At 69.3% G+C, this 16,435-nt stretch carries 14 protein-coding genes; 9 read left to right on the top strand and 5 right to left on the bottom strand.

What is annotated here, in order from left to right; all coding sequences use genetic code 11:
* The 9 genes from rpmH (at position 1) to ON36_RS28340 (ending at position 11,712) form a co-directional block, all read left to right on the top strand.
* Positions 1-144: a 50S ribosomal protein L34 gene (gene rpmH / locus ON36_RS33860; RefSeq protein ID WP_006550910.1), complete on the top strand. Its 144-nt coding sequence runs from the start codon at positions 1-3 to the stop codon at positions 142-144.
* A 14-nt stretch (positions 145-158) separates the two neighbouring features.
* On the top strand, positions 159-584 hold the full coding sequence (gene rnpA / locus ON36_RS33855; protein ID WP_083885487.1) for a ribonuclease P protein component: 426 nt from the start codon (positions 159-161) through the stop codon (positions 582-584).
* Complete coding sequence (gene yidD / locus ON36_RS28370; RefSeq protein WP_043659950.1) at positions 581-874, top strand: membrane protein insertion efficiency factor YidD; 294 nt, start codon at positions 581-583, stop codon at positions 872-874. Before rnpA ends, yidD begins: the two co-directional genes overlap by 4 nt.
* A gap of 4 nt (positions 875-878) precedes the next feature.
* Positions 879-1,946, top strand: a complete 1,068-nt coding sequence (gene yidC, locus ON36_RS28365) for a membrane protein insertase YidC (RefSeq protein WP_043659947.1) — start codon at positions 879-881, stop codon at positions 1,944-1,946.
* An 18-nt stretch (positions 1,947-1,964) separates the two neighbouring features.
* Positions 1,965-2,486, top strand: a complete 522-nt coding sequence (locus tag ON36_RS28360) for a Jag family protein (RefSeq protein WP_043659945.1) — start codon at positions 1,965-1,967, stop codon at positions 2,484-2,486.
* A 99-nt stretch (positions 2,487-2,585) separates the two neighbouring features.
* Positions 2,586-3,305 (top strand): 16S rRNA (guanine(527)-N(7))-methyltransferase RsmG, encoded by a 720-nt coding sequence (gene rsmG / locus ON36_RS28355; protein WP_043659943.1) that lies wholly within the window; start codon positions 2,586-2,588, stop codon positions 3,303-3,305.
* A gap of 5,509 nt (positions 3,306-8,814) precedes the next feature.
* Complete coding sequence (locus ON36_RS28350; RefSeq protein WP_245558235.1) at positions 8,815-9,771, top strand: ParA family protein; 957 nt, start codon at positions 8,815-8,817, stop codon at positions 9,769-9,771.
* Between the two features lie 52 nt (positions 9,772-9,823).
* Positions 9,824-10,843, top strand: coding sequence for a ParB/RepB/Spo0J family partition protein (locus tag ON36_RS28345; RefSeq protein WP_043659939.1), 1,020 nt, complete (start codon positions 9,824-9,826; stop codon positions 10,841-10,843).
* 143 nt (positions 10,844-10,986) lie between these two features.
* Positions 10,987-11,712: a hypothetical protein gene (locus ON36_RS28340; protein ID WP_043659936.1), complete on the top strand. Its 726-nt coding sequence runs from the start codon at positions 10,987-10,989 to the stop codon at positions 11,710-11,712.
* 63 nt (positions 11,713-11,775) lie between these two features.
* Here ON36_RS28340 and ON36_RS28335 read toward each other — a convergent pair whose 3' ends face one another.
* From ON36_RS28335 to sigM, 5 genes are all read right to left on the bottom strand, one after another.
* Positions 11,776-12,969 carry an N-acetylmuramoyl-L-alanine amidase gene (locus ON36_RS28335; RefSeq protein WP_043659933.1) on the bottom strand — a complete coding sequence of 398 codons (1,194 nt, stop codon included), beginning with the start codon at positions 12,967-12,969 and terminating at the stop codon, positions 11,776-11,778.
* 168 nt (positions 12,970-13,137) lie between these two features.
* Positions 13,138-13,467, bottom strand: a complete 330-nt coding sequence (gene trxA, locus ON36_RS28330) for a thioredoxin (protein WP_043659930.1) — start codon at positions 13,465-13,467, stop codon at positions 13,138-13,140.
* 38 nt (positions 13,468-13,505) lie between these two features.
* Positions 13,506-14,492 (bottom strand): thioredoxin-disulfide reductase, encoded by a 987-nt coding sequence (gene trxB, locus ON36_RS28325; protein ID WP_043659927.1) that lies wholly within the window; start codon positions 14,490-14,492, stop codon positions 13,506-13,508.
* An 85-nt stretch (positions 14,493-14,577) separates the two neighbouring features.
* Positions 14,578-15,531: an RsmA family anti-sigma factor gene (locus ON36_RS33010; RefSeq protein WP_052314431.1), complete on the bottom strand. Its 954-nt coding sequence runs from the start codon at positions 15,529-15,531 to the stop codon at positions 14,578-14,580.
* A 78-nt stretch (positions 15,532-15,609) separates the two neighbouring features.
* Positions 15,610-16,236 carry an RNA polymerase sigma factor SigM gene (gene sigM / locus ON36_RS28310; RefSeq protein WP_083885486.1) on the bottom strand — a complete coding sequence of 209 codons (627 nt, stop codon included), beginning with the start codon at positions 16,234-16,236 and terminating at the stop codon, positions 15,610-15,612.
* Positions 16,237-16,435 lie beyond the last annotated feature (199 nt).

Genomic DNA, 16,435 nt, shown 5'->3' with positions numbered 1-16,435 from the left:
GTGGCCAAGGGCAAGCGGACGTTCCAGCCGAACAACCGTCGTCGGGCGCGTGTCCACGGCTTCCGTCTCCGGATGCGCACCCGTGCGGGCCGCGCGATCGTGTCGGCGCGTCGCCGCAAGGGCCGCGCCTCCCTGACTGCCTGATCGCCCGCGCTCGGGTGTTGCCTGAGCCGTATCGGTTGCACCACCGTGCCGACTTCTCCCGCACGGTGCGCCGGGGCCAGCGAATCGGGAGGCGGGATCTCGTCGTACACGCACTTGTGCACGGGTACGACGATCTCGCCGATCACGATGCCGCCCTCGCCCCGGTGCCCTCCTCGGGACTGGTCCGGGTGGGCGGTCCGCGGTTCGGTCTGATCGTCAGCAAGGCGGTGGGTAACGCGGTGGTTCGCCACCGCGTCGCCCGCCGCCTGCGTCATATGTGCGCCCGGGTCGCCGACGAGCTGCCCGAGGGCACCGACGTGGTGATCCGCGCGCTGCCGGGCGCGGCGACGGCCGACTCCGAGGAACTGCTGCGGCAGCTGCGCGGCGGGCTCCGCAAGCTCGGTCTGCTCACCGCGCCGCGCGCCGGAGCCTCGCGATGACCACCCTCGCCCGTCTGCCCGCCAACGCGCTGATCTTCCTGATCGAGCTGTATCGGACCTACGTCTCCCCCACCCGGATGCCGACGTGCCGGTTCACCCCGACCTGTAGCGAGTACGCGGTCACCGCGCTGCGCACCCGCGGACTCTTCGTCGGCGCCGCGCTGACTGTCGTGCGGCTCGCCAAGTGCGCGCCCTGGCACCCTGGTGGGTGGGATCCCGTGCCGGCGCGCGGGCCGAAAGCTTGTAAAGAGTCATCGCCCGGCGGCGATACGAACGACGGGAGTACCTAGAGCCGTGCTCGACTTCATCTATTGGCCGGTATCCGCGATTCTGTGGTTCTGGCACAAAGCCTTCGGGTATGTGTTCGGGGAGAGCAGCGGCGTCGCCTGGACCCTGGCGATCGTCTTCCTGGTCTTCACGCTGCGCCTGGTGCTGTACAAGCCCTTCGTCAAGCAGGTGCGCACCACCAAGCAGATGCAGGAGCTGCAGCCCAAGATCAAGGAGCTGCAGAAGAAGTACAAGAACGACCGCGAGACCATGGCGCGGGAGATGCAGAAGCTCCAGAAGGAGCACGGCTTCAACCCGCTCATGGGCTGCCTGCCGGTGCTGCTGCAGGTGCCGGTCTTCCTCGGTCTGTTCCACGTCCTGCGCTCGTTCAACCGCACCGGTACCGGCTTCGGTCAGCTCGGGATGTCCATCCAGGAGAACGCGAACACCCCGAACTACATCTTCAGCGCGGCCGACGTCCAGTCCTTCCTCGGCGCCCGGATCTTCGGCGCGCCGATCGCCGCGCACATCACCAGCCCGGCCAACGAGCTCCTCGCCTTCGCCGATCCGAACCCGCCGTCACGGGTGGCGATCGCGCTCGTCGCCATCCCGCTGATGGTCATCGCCGGCATCGCGACCCACTTCAACGCGCGCGCGTCGGTCGCCCGTCAGTCGCCGGAGGCCGCGGCCAACCCGCAGGCCGCGCTGATGAACAAGCTCTCGCTGTGGGTGTTCCCGCTCGGCGTGCTCGTCGGTGGCCCCTTCCTGATGATCGGCATCCTGATCTACTGGGTCGCCAACAACATCTGGACCTACGGTCAGCAGCACCTGGTCTTCGGCCGCATGGCCAAGGAAGACGAGCAGAAGAAGCAGGAAGCCCTCGAGAAGCGGGCCCAGAACGCGCCCAAGCCCGGCGCGAAGCCGGTCGATGTCCGGAAGAAGCAGGACGCTCCCGCGGCCGACGACACCACCACGACGGCCTCGGCCAACGGGACCAAGCAGACCGCCAAGCAGGGTGGCGGTGGCCAGCGCAGGCCCGGCGGCCAGAAGCGACCGGGGAACCGCGGCCGGGCGAATCAGAAGCGTAAGCGCTGAGCAGGATAGAGGAAATCCATGACTGTTGAGACCGACGGAGGGGACGCGACTGTGACTGTGGATGTCGCGAACGACGCCGAAGAAGCGTTGATCGAAGAGGGCGAGATCGCCGGCGACTACCTCGAGCAGTTGCTGGACGTGCTCGACTTCGACGGCGACATCGACCTCGATGTCGAAGGCGACCGGGCCGTGGTGAGCATCGACGGCGGCCGCGACCTGACCAAGCTGGTCGGCCGCAACGGTGAGGTCCTCGACGCGCTCCAGGAGCTCACCCGCCTCGCGGTCCAGCAGGCGACCGGCGTCCGCAGCCGGCTCATGCTGGACGTGGCGGGCTGGCGCGCCAAGCGCCGGTCCGAACTGAGCGAGCTCGGCGTCGCCGCGGCCGAGCGGGTGCTGGCCTCCGGCGCCCCCGAGTCGCTCGCCGCGATGACCCCCTTCGAGCGCAAGATCGTCCACGACGCCGTCGCCGGCATCGAGGGCGTGGCGAGCGAGAGCGAAGGGGTCGAGCCGAATCGCCATGTGGTGGTCGTGCCCGAGTAGGCTGACACCGCCGCGACCACGCTGAGTGTGCAAGGGCCTCCGGTCTCGGACCGGGGGCTCTTGTCATGTCCGGCATCTCGATTACGCGAACGCGGAAGGATGTTTCACGTGGAACTGGACCTGGGTGCGTTGTCCGCCGATCTGGAGCCGCCCGCCGCCGCGGCGCGGGTGTTCGGCGACCGGCTCGACCTGGCCCGGAAGTACTGCGCCGCCCTGGCCACCGCCGGCGTGGAACGCGGGCTCATCGGCCCCCGCGAAGTGCCCCGCCTCTGGGAACGTCACATCCTCAACTGCGCCGTGGTGGCCGAGCTCATCGAGGAGAACGCGTCCGTCGTCGACGTCGGCAGCGGCGCCGGCCTGCCCGGCATCCCCCTCGCCATCGTCCGCCCCGATCTGCGGATCACCCTCGTCGAGCCCCTCCTCCGCCGCACCGTCTTCCTCAAGGAATTCATCGATGCTGTCGGCCTCGACGTCACCGTCGTCCGCGGCCGCGCCGAACAGTCCGGCGTCCTCAAGGAAGCGGGCGGCGCCGACGTCGTCACCTCGCGCGCCGTCGCCCCCCTTGCCAAACTCGCCCACTGGTCCCTCCCCCTCCTCCGCGACCACGGCCGCATGCTCGCCCTCAAAGGCAGCAGCGCCGCCGAGGAACCCGAACGCGACGGCGCCGACCTCATCCGCGAGGGTGCGACCGATCTGCGAGTCGTGGGCTGCGGGGCCGGTGTTGTGGAGACGCCGACCCTGGTGATCAGTGCCGAGTTGCTGCCCCGCGCGGAGCGTCCGGCGCGGAGGGGGTCGCGTCGGAAGGATCGCACTCGCTGAGTGCGCGGGTTTCGAGGTCGACCCATTTCGTAACGTGACATAACTGGCCTGGGGGTTGGGCTTGGTCGGTTGCGGCGGGTATTTCGCGACGTTGGGTCAGGCGGCGGCGCGGTAGGGGTGAGTCCGGAGCGTCGAGCGTGTTCCACGTGAAACGTGTGCGGGTTCGCTCGCCGCTTCTTGTTATTTCGGGATGAGCGGATCTCCGTGGTCGCCCGTGCTCGATGTCGCGGTTTCGGGTGAGCGGGGGCGGTCGGCGATGAGCGAGGTGCACGAGACGCGCAGGTGCTCCCCTGGTCTGGGACGAAAGCCTGCCAGCGATGCTCGGCCACCTTGCTGGAGGTCGACCTTCTGGAGATGTGCTCTCGTTGATCGAGCCGGTCCGTTCGGCGCGGTTGGGAACTCGCTCGGTGTTCGTGAGGTCGGGTCGTCGTCCGTTCCCCTGGGTCGGCCGAGGACGGTGTTGCGCCTTATCGCCCACGTCGTGCCGTGACGTGTCCCGGCGGCGCTCGGAGGTAAAGGTTGCCTCGGTAGTCAGCCGGGGCTGGCTTTGCGGGTTGCTCAGAGCGCGGACGAATTCTGCGGAGTGTCCATTCGGCGGGGGTCAGATGTGGGCGGCCGCAGCGGCGATGGTCACTCGGTAGCGCGGTGTCTCGGTGGGCGTGGGTAGCTGGGGCGCGGCGCTCCCCCATCGCTCCAATGGGATGCGCCCGGGCCGGGGTGCGGCCATCGTCCTCCGGCGACGCCGGGCGGAGTTCAAGCAGGCGGGAGTTAGCCAGGCGGGAGTTCGGCCAGGCGGGGGTTTCAGCCGCGCAGGAGCTCAGCCGGTCGGGAGCTCAGTCGGTGGGAACCCAGACATACGCGAGCCCAGCCGGGTGGGAGCCCAGCCGGGTGGGAGCCCAACCGGGGTGGGAGCCCAGTCGGGTGGGAGTCCAGCCCAGCGGGAGCCCACGGGAGTCCAGTCGGGTGCGAGTCCGGTCGGGTGGGAGTCCAGTCGGGTGGGGAGCCTGGGCGAGCGGGAGTTCAGCCATGCGTTAGCCCAGTGGGGCCGGAGCCCAGTCGGGCCGGAGCCCAGTCGGGCCGGAGTCCAGCCGAGTGGGAGTCCAGCCGAGCGGGAGCCAAGTCGGGCGGGAGCAAGTCGGGTGGGAGTTCGGCCGGTGGGAGGTCGGTGAGGCGAGAGGCCAGCCCGGCCGCGCGCGGGTCTCGACCCGTCGCTGGTGGAACGATGGCGCGCGCTGTCGGGCCGTCGTCCGCGCGCCTCGGTTCGCCTGCGGGAGTTGCGGGGCCGTCGCCACTGGAGGGTCGTGTCAGAGTGCCACGTGGCATCCGTCGATCCTCGACATCACTCGGTGTGGGTCACGCGGTCCACCACGTCGGGACCGATTAAGCGGCTGCTTCTTCGGCCGGCTTCCGGGCGGACTGCGCCCGTGTTGCTTGTCGGCATTCCTTGGTGAGGATCCGATCAACTCGACCTGGACCAGGCGCCCCAGGAGAGCCGATGGCTCCTTTGCCGACCGGGCGATTTTCGTAGAGTGCAGACGGAGAACGCCGGGATCGGTGGATCCCCGGATGCCGAGACGACATACCGGCGCAGCTTCCGTGAGCCGGGCGAGCAACGCGTGCGGTCGTTGGGCTCTGATCGGGCAAGTCCGAAGCCCTCCGTCCGGTCCTCGGTGTCCCCGTCGGATGTGATTCGAGGGCTGGCCAGGTGGGCGTACTGAGGATGCACCGTCGCCCCGGCAGGGGCGGACTGTGGTCAGCCGGGGTTGGGGCGGACTGAGGTACGGCTAGGCCGGGTGGCGTCGACTGAGGTGCGGCTACGCCGGGCGGCGCGAACTGATCAGATGCCGCGAGCCGGGCGCGTGCATTGACCAGGCGGACTGACCAGGCGCGCCGTATCGGCGGTGCGGGCTTCTGTCTGTGGGTTCGATGATGCCGTTCTGTCAGCGGCGGTACCAGTGGTTGGCTGGCACGGTTGTGAGTGCGGTCGAAACGAGCGACCGGGTTCAACCCGCCGTCGCCGGTATCTGTGGCCAGCTGTCAGGTGCACGAGTCGGACGGCGCGCTCGCTCCCTGACAGTCCCCATCCAGCCGCGACGCCGGCTCCACCCCATATCGGCCATAGGGGAACATATCGGCGATAGGCGGATGGGCTACCGCAGGTGAATTCCCGTCGAGACGCTCTTCGCGTCCGCGGGCTCCGGAATCCCGCGTCTGGGAAAGGACGAGGGACCCGCTATCACCGCGACGGTACGGCGGCCGCCGAATCAGATGCGCACCGCTCCCCCGATGCGGATCGGCTCGGCCTGCTCCGAGACAGACGATGCGGCTCAGTCTGCCCTCTGTGTTTCACGTGGAACGTTGGCAGAATCGATAGGCGGATGCCGGGCTCCCGATCACCGAACCGGCGCACGAGAACTGAGTCGACGCCGCGGCTTCGGCGGGGTGTGGGACGGACAAACCGATCGCAGTGAAATTCCAGGGGGCAGGTACCGCGTGAGTCCTGGCCCACTTCGCAGACCGTCACGAGGGCCCCGTCGCGGGGTGCGGCATTGATCGGTGTGGCGAGCAGTTCCCGGCACGGCTGAACTCGGACAGTCGGCGTCGCCGGACCCGTCGCGGTCCCGACCCGGGCGGAGTCAGCGATCCCGTCTCCAGATGAGCGGCAACCTCCCCCGCTCGCACAAGTCATCCGTGACCCGGAGATTAGGCACCGGACTTCTCTGAGACCGAGGCCGCGAGATCTCCGTCCGCTGACCGCCGTGTCGAGCCCCAAACGCCTGACTAAGGCGTCCCCACCGCCAACTCGGCCTAAACTCGCCTGCACGCCCGGACGCCACGAGACCTACAAGCGCACACAGGCGCCATCATCACGCTCGCGTTGGAGCGCGCAGCGAGTCGGTACCACGCGCTGCCACGCGGGTGGCTCGCTCAGGCGGGAGACTCTCGGGCCCGGGTCCATGGCACGAGCTCTCGTCCGATCCGCCGCGCCGCCGACCCGCCTTCGTCTACCCCTCCGTTCGTCGCCGGATGATCAGTTACGCGCCTGGGTTGAGCCCCCTCGTTTGGATAGACCACACCCAGTTGCCGTTGTTTTGGCATGGCGCTCGAGCGGCCGCGCGGGTCTCTGCACTCCCCCGGGCTAGAGGCTCCAGAGACGGTCGTGACGTTGTGGGTGCGCCGCTACCAGCGGCATGTGTGCTTCGCAGGTCAGGCAGCCCGCCCGGCACCGGAGGCTCGACGTGGACTGGTTTCCACATTGGGTCGTGTGCATCGCTAGGCGGTGTGCCGAACCAGAGCGAGACGGTCGACCTGTGCCCAGTTGCCGAACTCGACTAGGCCGGTCGTCGGAAATGGGTCGGGTGCCCGACAGGAGGGGGTCTGCCCGACTCGGGTCGGTTGCTCGGTCGGGACTGGAGGCTGGTCTGGGACTGGAGGCGGGTCGGGACTGGAGGCGGGTCGGGACTGGAGGCTTGGCTGGGACCGGAGGCTGGGCCGGGACTGCAGGCTTGGCTGGGACCGGAGGCTGGGCCGGGACTGCAGGCTGGGCTGGGACCGGAGGCTGGGCCGGGTCGGAGCCTCGACGTGGACTGTGCGACAGCGGGGCTGTGCGACGACTAGGCTGATCGCTGCGCTGGCGCTGGGCGTGCTGGGGTGGTGCCTGGTGCCAGGTGCCGGACTGCGGGGGCCGGGTTGCAGTCTGGGACCGGAGGCTCGACACGGGCTGGGTGCCGAGCTGCGGCCAGGTGTCGGAGTGGGGCCAGGCGCCTGAAGGAGACCGGCTGCCAACTAGAGACTGGGCGCCAGGTCGAGCCCGGGCGCAATAGGCGAGCTGGACATCTGGCGTCGGCCAGGCCGGACCTCGACTGGCTATCCGGCAGGGCCTTATACCCAACAGGGGCCTGGTGCCGGACGGACGCCCGGCGAACGGTGGTTCCGGGCGACCAGAACGCCGTAGTACGTAGGTCACTCTTCGACCGAGTCATGGTCAAGAACCGATCCAGGCGCATCGCTGGCGGAGCCCTCGCGGTGGGCTCCGCGGTGCTCGCCTGATGGTCGGTCCTGGTCTAGCCGTTGTGCGCTGGGGCGTGCGCGTACCGGACGCTCCGCTGGCTAGGCGACGGAAGCCCGCCGCAATTGACCGGCCGACCTAATGCACGGGGCGGCCGAAAGGTCCCCGGGTGCATCGATTGGCGCGCCGAGGGGACCGGGCGTCCGACAGAACCGGCCCTCGCGGCGGGGCCGGACTGTCCGGCGGGACCGGACCTGCCAACAGAATGGGGCCTCGTGACTGGACTGGACCGTCCGACGTAGCGCGCCCTCGCGAGGGAACGGTTCCCTCAGGCGGGCCGGGCCTTCGGACGGGGCCGGGCCTTCGGACGGGACCGGGCCTTCGGACAGGACCGGGCCTTCGGACAGGGCCGGGCCTTCGGACGGGACCGGGCCTTCGGACGGGACCACGCCTCCGGACGGGACCACGCCTCCGGACGGGGCCGGGCCTCCCGATGGGGCCGGGCCTCGCGACGGGGCCGGGCCTCCCGATGGGGCCGGGCCTCCCGACGGGGCCGGGCCTCCCGATGGGGCCGGGCCTCCCGGCGGGGCTGCGAGTTCCGACGTGAACCAGAATCCCCAGGGGCGGGTCAGCGAGAGCTCGACCTAGTGAGATGCCTGGGTCGGGTGTTGGACGTAGCTCGGTCGATCAGGGCGTGCCGCTGTTCGGCTACCCTCCTCTCTCTCGGCGGCGAGCGTTCCGGACCCGTGGCGCTGGCCAGTCCCCGGCCGTGGGCTTCGAGTGTTGCCACGAGCCAGTTCGTTATGGAGTAAACCCTCGGAGCCGTTGGATAGTTGGGGCAGGTCCCGGGCCCGGCGCTCCTGATCAAGACCGCCGTTCGGACCAACGAAGGCCCGCGCCACCACAAAGCGGTTCAGCCGGACTCTGTGACAACAGTGCTCAATGACGGGAGCCTCAGGGGGTGTATTGATCGGGTGCGCCTCTGGAAGCCCCGATGAGAGTGGACAAGAGGTGAGAGCGCCGAGGCGTCAGGATTAGGAGGCGCTGGGTGAGCGGGCAGCGGGTCCTAGCGACGCCGGGACCTAAGCGGCACCGGGACGTAGGGACGCCGGGATGAGCGGGGGCAGGGATGAGCGGACTCTGGGGTGAGCGGGGACGGGGATGAGCGGGGACGGGGATGAGCCGGCGCCAAGTGAGCCGCCGCCAGAATGACCCGCCCGAGCACCCGCGCCCACTCCCCCACTGTTTCCCGTGAAACATCGCGCAGATGCCCGATGTGTGAACAGTTGGGCGTGTCGTCGCCGTCGTGCCGCGATTCAGCTTTCGATTCGTGCGCTGTGCTGGCAAGCTAGTGAAGGTTGATCGAGCGTCGCGCATCCCCAGGTCTTTTCGACTCCTGCCGTTCGATCGAAGCGTGATCTGAGTTTCTCGGGTAAGGAGCTGTCTATGTCGAGCGGTCCGGCGAATGTTTCACGGGAAACAACCTCGCGGGTCCCCGGGATGCTGGACTCCAGCAGCTTCGCCGCGGACAACCTCGGTAGCACTCCGTTCGGCAACATCTCCGCCGCGGACACCCCGATTGCCGCGGAAGCCCAACGTGCCAGTCAGATTCTGCATCCAGGAAAGGTCACTGTGCCGAAGCCTCGCGAGCAACGAATCATCACCATCGCCAATCAGAAGGGTGGCGTCGGAAAGACGACGACCACGGTGAATCTCGCGGCGGCGCTAGCGCATCAGGGCATGCGCGTGCTGGTGATCGATCTCGATCCGCAGGGTAACGCGAGTACCGCGCTGGGCGTCGCGCATCACTCGGGGGTGCCGTCCAGCTACGAGCTGCTCATCGGCGAGGCGTCGGTCAAGGACGCCATCCAGCAGAGTCCGCACAGTGACCGGCTGATGTGCATCCCGGCGACCATCGACCTGGCGGGCGCGGAGATCGAACTGGTCTCCATGGTGGCCCGCGAGGGCAGGCTGAAGACGGCGATCCAGGACGCGAACATCGCGGGCTACGACATCGACTACGTGATGATCGACTGCCCGCCGTCGCTGGGTCTGCTGACGGTCAACGCGCTCGTCGCGGCCAAAGAGGTGCTGATCCCCATCCAGTGCGAGTACTACGCGCTGGAGGGCGTGGGTCAGCTGCTGCGCAACATCGGGCTCGTGCAGTCGCACCTCAACCCCGAACTCCACGTCTCGACCGTGCTGCTCACCATGTACGACGGTCGCACCAAGCTCGCCGACCAGGTCGCCGAGGAGGTGCGCAACCACTTCGGCGACGCGGTGCTGCGTTCGATGATCCCGCGCAGCGTGAAGGTTTCCGAGGCGCCGGGCTACGGCATGACCGTGCTCGACTACGATCCGGGCTCTCGGGGTGCGATGAGCTACCTCGACGCTGGCCGGGAGATCGCCGCGCGGGCACAGGTGGCGCAGGACGTCGCGGCCAACGGCGCTCAGTGACCGTCGGGGCAGGAACGAACGCAGTAGGAACGACGAAGGGATCGGTGGACCGATGAGTCAGTCGAAGAAGGGTGGTCTGGGGCGAGGTCTGGCCGCACTGATTCCGACGGGTCCGGCGGAGGCGCCGGGGCTCAGCAGTGCCGCCGCGAGCGTCATCGGCATCAACCCGATCGGTCCGCAGCCGGCCGAGGCGTTCCTGCACCGCGTCCCGGAGGCCGCCGAATCCGCCGAGGAGGAGCTCTCCTCCCCCGGCGGCGCGATCTACCGGGAGATCCCGCCGGACCAGATCGTGCCCAACCCGAAGCAGCCGCGCCAGGTGTTCGAGGAGGAGGCGCTCGGCGAGCTGGTCCACTCCATCAAGGAGTTCGGGCTCATGCAGCCGATCGTGGTCCGCCGCGTGGAACCCGGGGTGGACAAGTTCCAGATCGTCATGGGCGAGCGGCGCTGGCGGGCCAGCCAGGAGGCGGGCCTCGCCGCCATCCCGGCGATCGTGCGCGAGACCGCCGACGAGTCGATGCTGCGCGACGCCCTGCTGGAGAACATCCACCGCGTGCAGCTGAACCCTCTCGAAGAGGCGGCGGCGTATCAGCAGCTGCTCGAGGAGTTCGACGTCACCCACGAGGAGCTGGCCGCGCGGATCGGCCGCTCGCGTCCCGTGGTGACGAATATGATCCGTCTGCTGAAGCTGCCGATCCCGGTGCAGCGCCGGGTGGCCGCGGGCGTGCTGTCCGCCGGTCACGCGCGGGCGCTGCTCGGGTTGGAAGCCGGCGCCGACGCGCAGGAGGTGCTCGCGGCCCGCATCGTGGCCGAGGGCCTCTCGGTGCGGGCGACGGAGGAAGCGGTGACCCTGGCCAACCGCAATCCGGCCGAGGTCGCTCCCCCGGCGCCCAAGCGCAAGCCGATTCACATGCCGGGGTTACAGGAGGTCGCCGAACGGCTGTCGGGCTCCTTCGACACCCGGGTCACGGTGAGTCTGGGCAAGCGCAAGGGCAAGATCACGGTCGAGTTCGGTTCCGTCGAAGATCTCGAGCGCATCGTGGCGCTCATGGAGCAAAATCAGTCCGTCGGGTGAGTGACAGTGAGTTCGACCGCGAAACGTCACTGTGACAGACGGTCTTCGTGCCTTTCGACTAAAACTGGAAAGAGGCGAGTTCTACGTGATTGCGATGCGGCGTGAGCGTGGATGAATCCGACAGCTGGAGGCTGAGCAGAGCGGTGTCGACTACCGTCACAGCACTGAGTTTGGACGGGCTGGACAAGCTACCCGCACACACCCGCCGGTGTGTGTTCTGGGAGCTCGATCCCGCGGTCGCGGCCGACTCGAAGTCCTTCAGCGATCCGGTCTTCGAAAAGGAGGCCTGGCTCTCGACGGTCATGCTCGAGTGGGGTTCGTGCGGGCAGGTCGCTCAGGTGGACGGCAACATCGCCGGCTGCGCGCTGTACTCGCCGCCGAGCACGGTGCCGCGGGCGACGCTGTTCCCCACCTCCCCCGTGAGCCCGGACGCGGTCCTGCTGACCACGCTGCAGGCCGAATTCCCCTACGAGGAGGCCGACGTAGCCCACCGGCTCATCCAGAGCGTGGTGGCCGATCTGGTGCGTCGTGGCGTGCGCGCGCTGGAGGCTTTCGGCATCCGGTCCGGTCCCCCGAGCAGCGCGCTCTCGGATCGCGGGATCGGGTCCTCCATGCGGCTGATGGAACGCATCGCCGCGCCGCTGCGTGACCCCGCCCAGGCCGCGCAGTGCACCCCGGAGACGTGCATGATCGACGCCGACTTCCTCGAGGACGTCGGTTTCGAGGTCGTCGCGCCGCATCACCGGTTCCCGCGGCTGCGCCTGGAGCTGGACTCCGATCACGGCTGGAAGGAAGACGTCGAGCGCGCGCTGGACCAGCTGCTCGCCGCGGCCTCCATGACCGTGCCGAACCGCGTCGGCGCCCGCTGACCACCTCGGCGACGAAAAGGCCCGCAGGACGAATCCTGCGGGCCTTTTCGCGGTAGGTGGTGCTCAGCGGTTCCCGCCGTCGGCGGCGGCCAGTTCCTCGGCCAGCAGCTCGGCGAAGGTGTAGGTGCCGGTGGGCTGGTCGTCCTGGCCGAGCAGGTACAGGCGCTTGACCGAGACGAGGATGGCCTCGGCGATGATGTCGCGGCTGCGCGGGTTGGTCAGCACCGCCGCGTCGTAGGAATTGGTGAGGTAGCCCAGGTCGACCTGGACGGTCGGCATCTTGGTGAGCCGCAGCAGGTCCCAGGTGCGCTGGTGGGTGCGGCAGTCTTGCAGGGAGGTCCGCGCGACCACCTCGCGCTGGATGAACCCGGCCAGCACCTGGCCGATCATCGACACCGAACCGTGGGAGTTGCCGTAGTAGAAGCTGGCGACGCCGTTGGCCGACGGGCTGTCGCTGCGCGCGCAGCGCAGCGAGATCATCAGGTCGGCCTCGAAGGAGTTCGAGGTCTCGGCGCGCTCGGCGTCGTTGGGGTTGTCCTTCCACGGCCGGGACAGGAAGGTCTCCATGCCGGTGGCGGCCATGCGGCCCTCGAGCCGGGCCGCCAGGTCCCACAGGATCTCCGACTCGTAGACGTCGCCGTACTCCGACGGCACGGCCAAACCCTTGTCGGCGCCGCCGAATCCGGGATCGATGACGATCCGCTTGCCCGTCAGCTGCGGGCCGGCGCGGTGCACCACTTCCTCTTCGGCGATGCGGTGCGGATTGCCGCCGGTGACGCGGGCGCCGAGCAGGTCCAGCGAGCGCAGGGTGTCCGGGCCGCAGATGCCGTCCGCGGCCAGGCCGATCTCCTTCTGGAACGCGGTCAGCCCCTCGTGCGTGTGCTGGCCGAAGTAGCCGTCCACCCGGTGGACATAGAAACCCAGGTCCGACAGCCTGCGCTGCAGCGTGGCCACGTCGTCGCCGTAGAGCGGCGCCGAGAGCTGGTAGATGAGCGTGCGAGCCCCGAGCCGGTAGGAAGCTTCCTTGAGCGCCCGGTAGGTCGCCGGGCCGACGACACCGTCGACGAGCAGGCCGCGCTGCTGCTGGAACGCGCGCACCGCCGAGTCGAGGTGATGGTCGAAGGCCGCGTCGGTGTCCTTCCAGTACTCCGGCGCCGTCGCGGGCACCGGGGAACCGTCGAGGAAACCGAGACCGGCGAGGGTGCTCCGAACCTCTGCTACGGCTGGTCCTGAATCGCCGTGACGAAGTCGGTGCATGGGTGAGAGCCCTTTCCTTCCGTCAAACCCGGGTACCCACTCATGCGACGGCATACACCCTCACATGACCGGAGCGTGGTCGATTGTCTCAGACCCGGGCGGTAATTCGGGAATCCCGGGTGCAGGCATCCTACGGCGAGTCGCCCCCGGGGACCCGGTTTCGCGGCTTCAGATCTCTCCGTCGAGCTCCCGCAGCAGTGCGGCCTTCCCCTTGGCGCCCACGATCGTCTTGACCGGCTTGCCACCGCGGAAAAGCATCATAGTGGGCAGGGACAGGATCTCGTAATCGCGGGCGGTGCCCGGGTTGGCGTCGACATCCACCTTGGCGACGGTCAGCTTGTCGGCGTGCGTGCCCGCGATCTCCTCGAGCACCGGGGCGACCATCTTGCACGGGCCGCACCAGTCGGCCCAGAAGTCGACCAGCACCGGCTTCTCGCTGAGCAGGACGTCGTCGGCGAAGGACGCGTCGGTGACGGTGACCGTCTTGTGCTCGGACATGGATGTCTCCTTGCTTCTACTACGTGCGGCGCGCGAAATCAGTTGCCCTGGGCGGCAACCGGGCGATCCGCGTGCTCGAGGGTGTTGCTGGTGATATCGCCCTGCTCGGCCAGCCAGCGCTCGGCGTCGATGGCCGAGCGGCAGCCGGTGCCCGCGGCGGTGATCGCCTGGCGGTAGGTGTGATCGACGAGGTCGCCCGCGGCGAAGACGCCGGGCAGGCTGGTCGCGGTGCCGGGATCGGTCACCTTCACGTAGCCCTCGTCGTCGAGATCGACCTGGCCGGTGACGAGTTCGCTGCGCGGGTCGTGGCCGATGGCGACGAACATGCCGGTCGCCGCGAGCTCGGATTCCTCGCCGGTGCGGGTGTCGCGCAGGGTGAGGCCGGTGACACTGGTCTCGCCGTTGACCTTGACGACCTCGGCGTTGAGCACGAACTTGATCTTCTCGTTGGCCTTGGCGCGCTCGAGCATGATCCGCGAGGCGCGGAACTCCTCGCGGCGGTGCACGATGGTGACGCTGGAGGCGAACTTGGTGAGGAAGGTCGCTTCCTCCATGGCCGAGTCGCCGCCGCCGACCACGACGATGTCCTGGCCGCGGAAGAAGAAGCCGTCGCAGGTGGCGCACGCGCTCACGCCGCGGCCGAGCAGTTCCTGCTCGCCGGGGACGCCCAGGTAGCGGGCGGCCGAACCCATGGCCAGGATGACCGCGTAGGCCTCGAAGGTCTCGTCGCCGACGGTGACCTTCTTGACGGGACCGGTCAGGTCGAGCGCGTCGACGTCCTCGGTGCGCAGGTCGGCGCCGAAACGCTTGGCCTGCTCGCGCATCTGTTCCATCAGGTCGGGGCCCATGATGCCGTCGCGGAAGCCGGGGAAGTTCTCGACCTCGGTGGTGGTCATCAGCGCGCCACCGAACTGGGTGCCCTCGAAGACCAGCGGCTGCAGTTCGGCGCGGGCGGCGTAGACGGCGGCGGTGTAGCCCGCCGGTCCCGAGCCGACGATGATCAGGTCGCGAACTGGCGTGCTCATGGAGGCCTTCCGGGAAGTATTGCGTGGGACGTGTCGGTCAACAACAGCCTAAACGGTGTTGTTCCCGTCCCGGGGCGAGGTCGCGTCAGCCGATATCGCGCAGGGTGAGCCGCTGCGGGTCGCCGGTGGTGCAGCCGGGACCCACGACCAGCGCGGTGATGGTGGGCGGCCGCGGGCCCGACAGCAGGATGAGCACCGCGTCGGTGCCGCGGTAGGTGAGGTCGGTCGCGCCGACGATGGCCCGGTCGAGATCGTTGGCGGCGACGCAGCGTTGCAGGGCGTCCATGCCCTGCAGTCGGCCGGCGACCTCGGTCTTGCCGAGCGCGGCCATCATTGCGGCGGAAGACAATTCGTCACCGGGCTGGGCGGTGGTGCTCGGCGCGGCCGTCGGCGTGCCCGGGCTGTCGTCGCGCAGCAGGACCGCGGCCGTCCCGATGCCGCCGACCACGGCGACCACCGCCGCGGCCGCGGTGAGCACGCGCAGACGGCGATGCCTGCGCTCGGTGAGCGAGGTCACCGTCGCGACGCCCGTCGGGACGTCGGCGGAACGCAGCCGCTCGGTCGGCCCGTCGTCGGACGCGGCCGCGGCCGCAGACGGCGGGGTGACCCGTTCGGTGGGGGCGTCGCCCGGTGAGCCCGGCGACAGGGCGGTGACGCGCTGGGTCGGTCCGTCGTCGGCGGGGAGCGCGGCGAGGGGGGTCAGGCGCTGGGTCGGCCCGTCGCCCTCGACGGCGGGTTCCGCGTGGTCGGGGGCGGTCAGCCGTTCCGTGGGGCCGTCCTCGGCCTGGAGGCCGGCGACGAAGGCGAACATCCGGTCCGCGACGTCGTCGGGCATGCGGTGGACGATCGTCTCGTCGGCGCCGAGCGCGCGCAGGTGGGCGTTGACGTCGTCGAGTTCGTGCAGGTATTGCAGGGCCGCCGGGTCGTTGCGGACGGCGGGCCACAGTTCGTCACGCAGGGCGGCGGGGAGATTGTCGGCGTGCAGATCGGCCAGCAGCTCGCGGGGGAACGGGGGCTGCGGTACGGACCGGGACGGCATCGCACCTCCGTTCGGTTGCTGTCGGTTCGCGTCGTTTACATCGCTGCGGGGCCTGTCACTGTTAATGACGCGGCCCGGTCAGTTTCGGTTCCCCGGATCCCGGAAAAATTCCAAACGTTCTTGCAGACGTGCTCTCGCTCGGGCGCAACGACTCTTGATTGTGCCCTCCGCCACGCCGAGCAGCTCGGCCGCCTCCGCCACGCTGCGGCCCTCCAGCTCGACCAGCACCAGGGCGGCCCGCTGCTCGTCGGGCAGGGTGAACAGCGCGCGGTCGACGACCATGGACAGTTCCACCCGTGCGTAGTCGTCGCGGCGCTCGGTCGGCTCGGGCATCTCGTCGGGGGTGAAGGTGTAGGCGCGGCGGGTCTTGTTGCGCCGGATCCGGTCCAGGCAGGCGTTGACCACGATGGCGTGCAGCCAGCTGCGCACCTCGGCCTCGGCCCGGAAGGTGCTCGCGGTGCGGTGCGCGGACAGCAGGGCGTCCTGCAGGGCGTCGGCGGCGTCCTCGCGGCTGTACGAGGTGCGCAGCGCGGTCTGCCACAGGTGGTCCTGGTGGCGGCGCAGGAGCTCGGCGAAGGCGTGCGGGTCACCCGCGACGTGCGCGGCCAGCAGCTGCCCGTCGGTGGCGTCGGCGACGGCGGCGGGCCGGAAGCTGGCCGGGCGCGCGCGGTCCCCGGCGGCTCCCCCGTTCACTTCCGGCGACAACGACGACCCCTTGGACAGCGCTCAGTAGGGTGACGACACCGGCACACGCGGTGCGGCTCGCCACCGGACGACAATCGCGACATCCAGGATCGACGTGGACAGATCCCGGGAAGCTCCCACGGCGGGAGCGCCTCGAAATAATAACCTGGGTAACGATTCGGCACCAACCGGACCGCGGTTCGATGAACACGCGCGTCTA

The organism is Nocardia thailandica NBRC 100428 (genome assembly GCF_000308795.1).
Taxonomy (GTDB): Bacteria; Actinomycetota; Actinomycetes; order Mycobacteriales; family Mycobacteriaceae; genus Nocardia; species Nocardia thailandica.
Note: the sequence above shows the minus strand (reverse complement) of the source record. Positions and strands in the feature narration are given on the sequence as shown.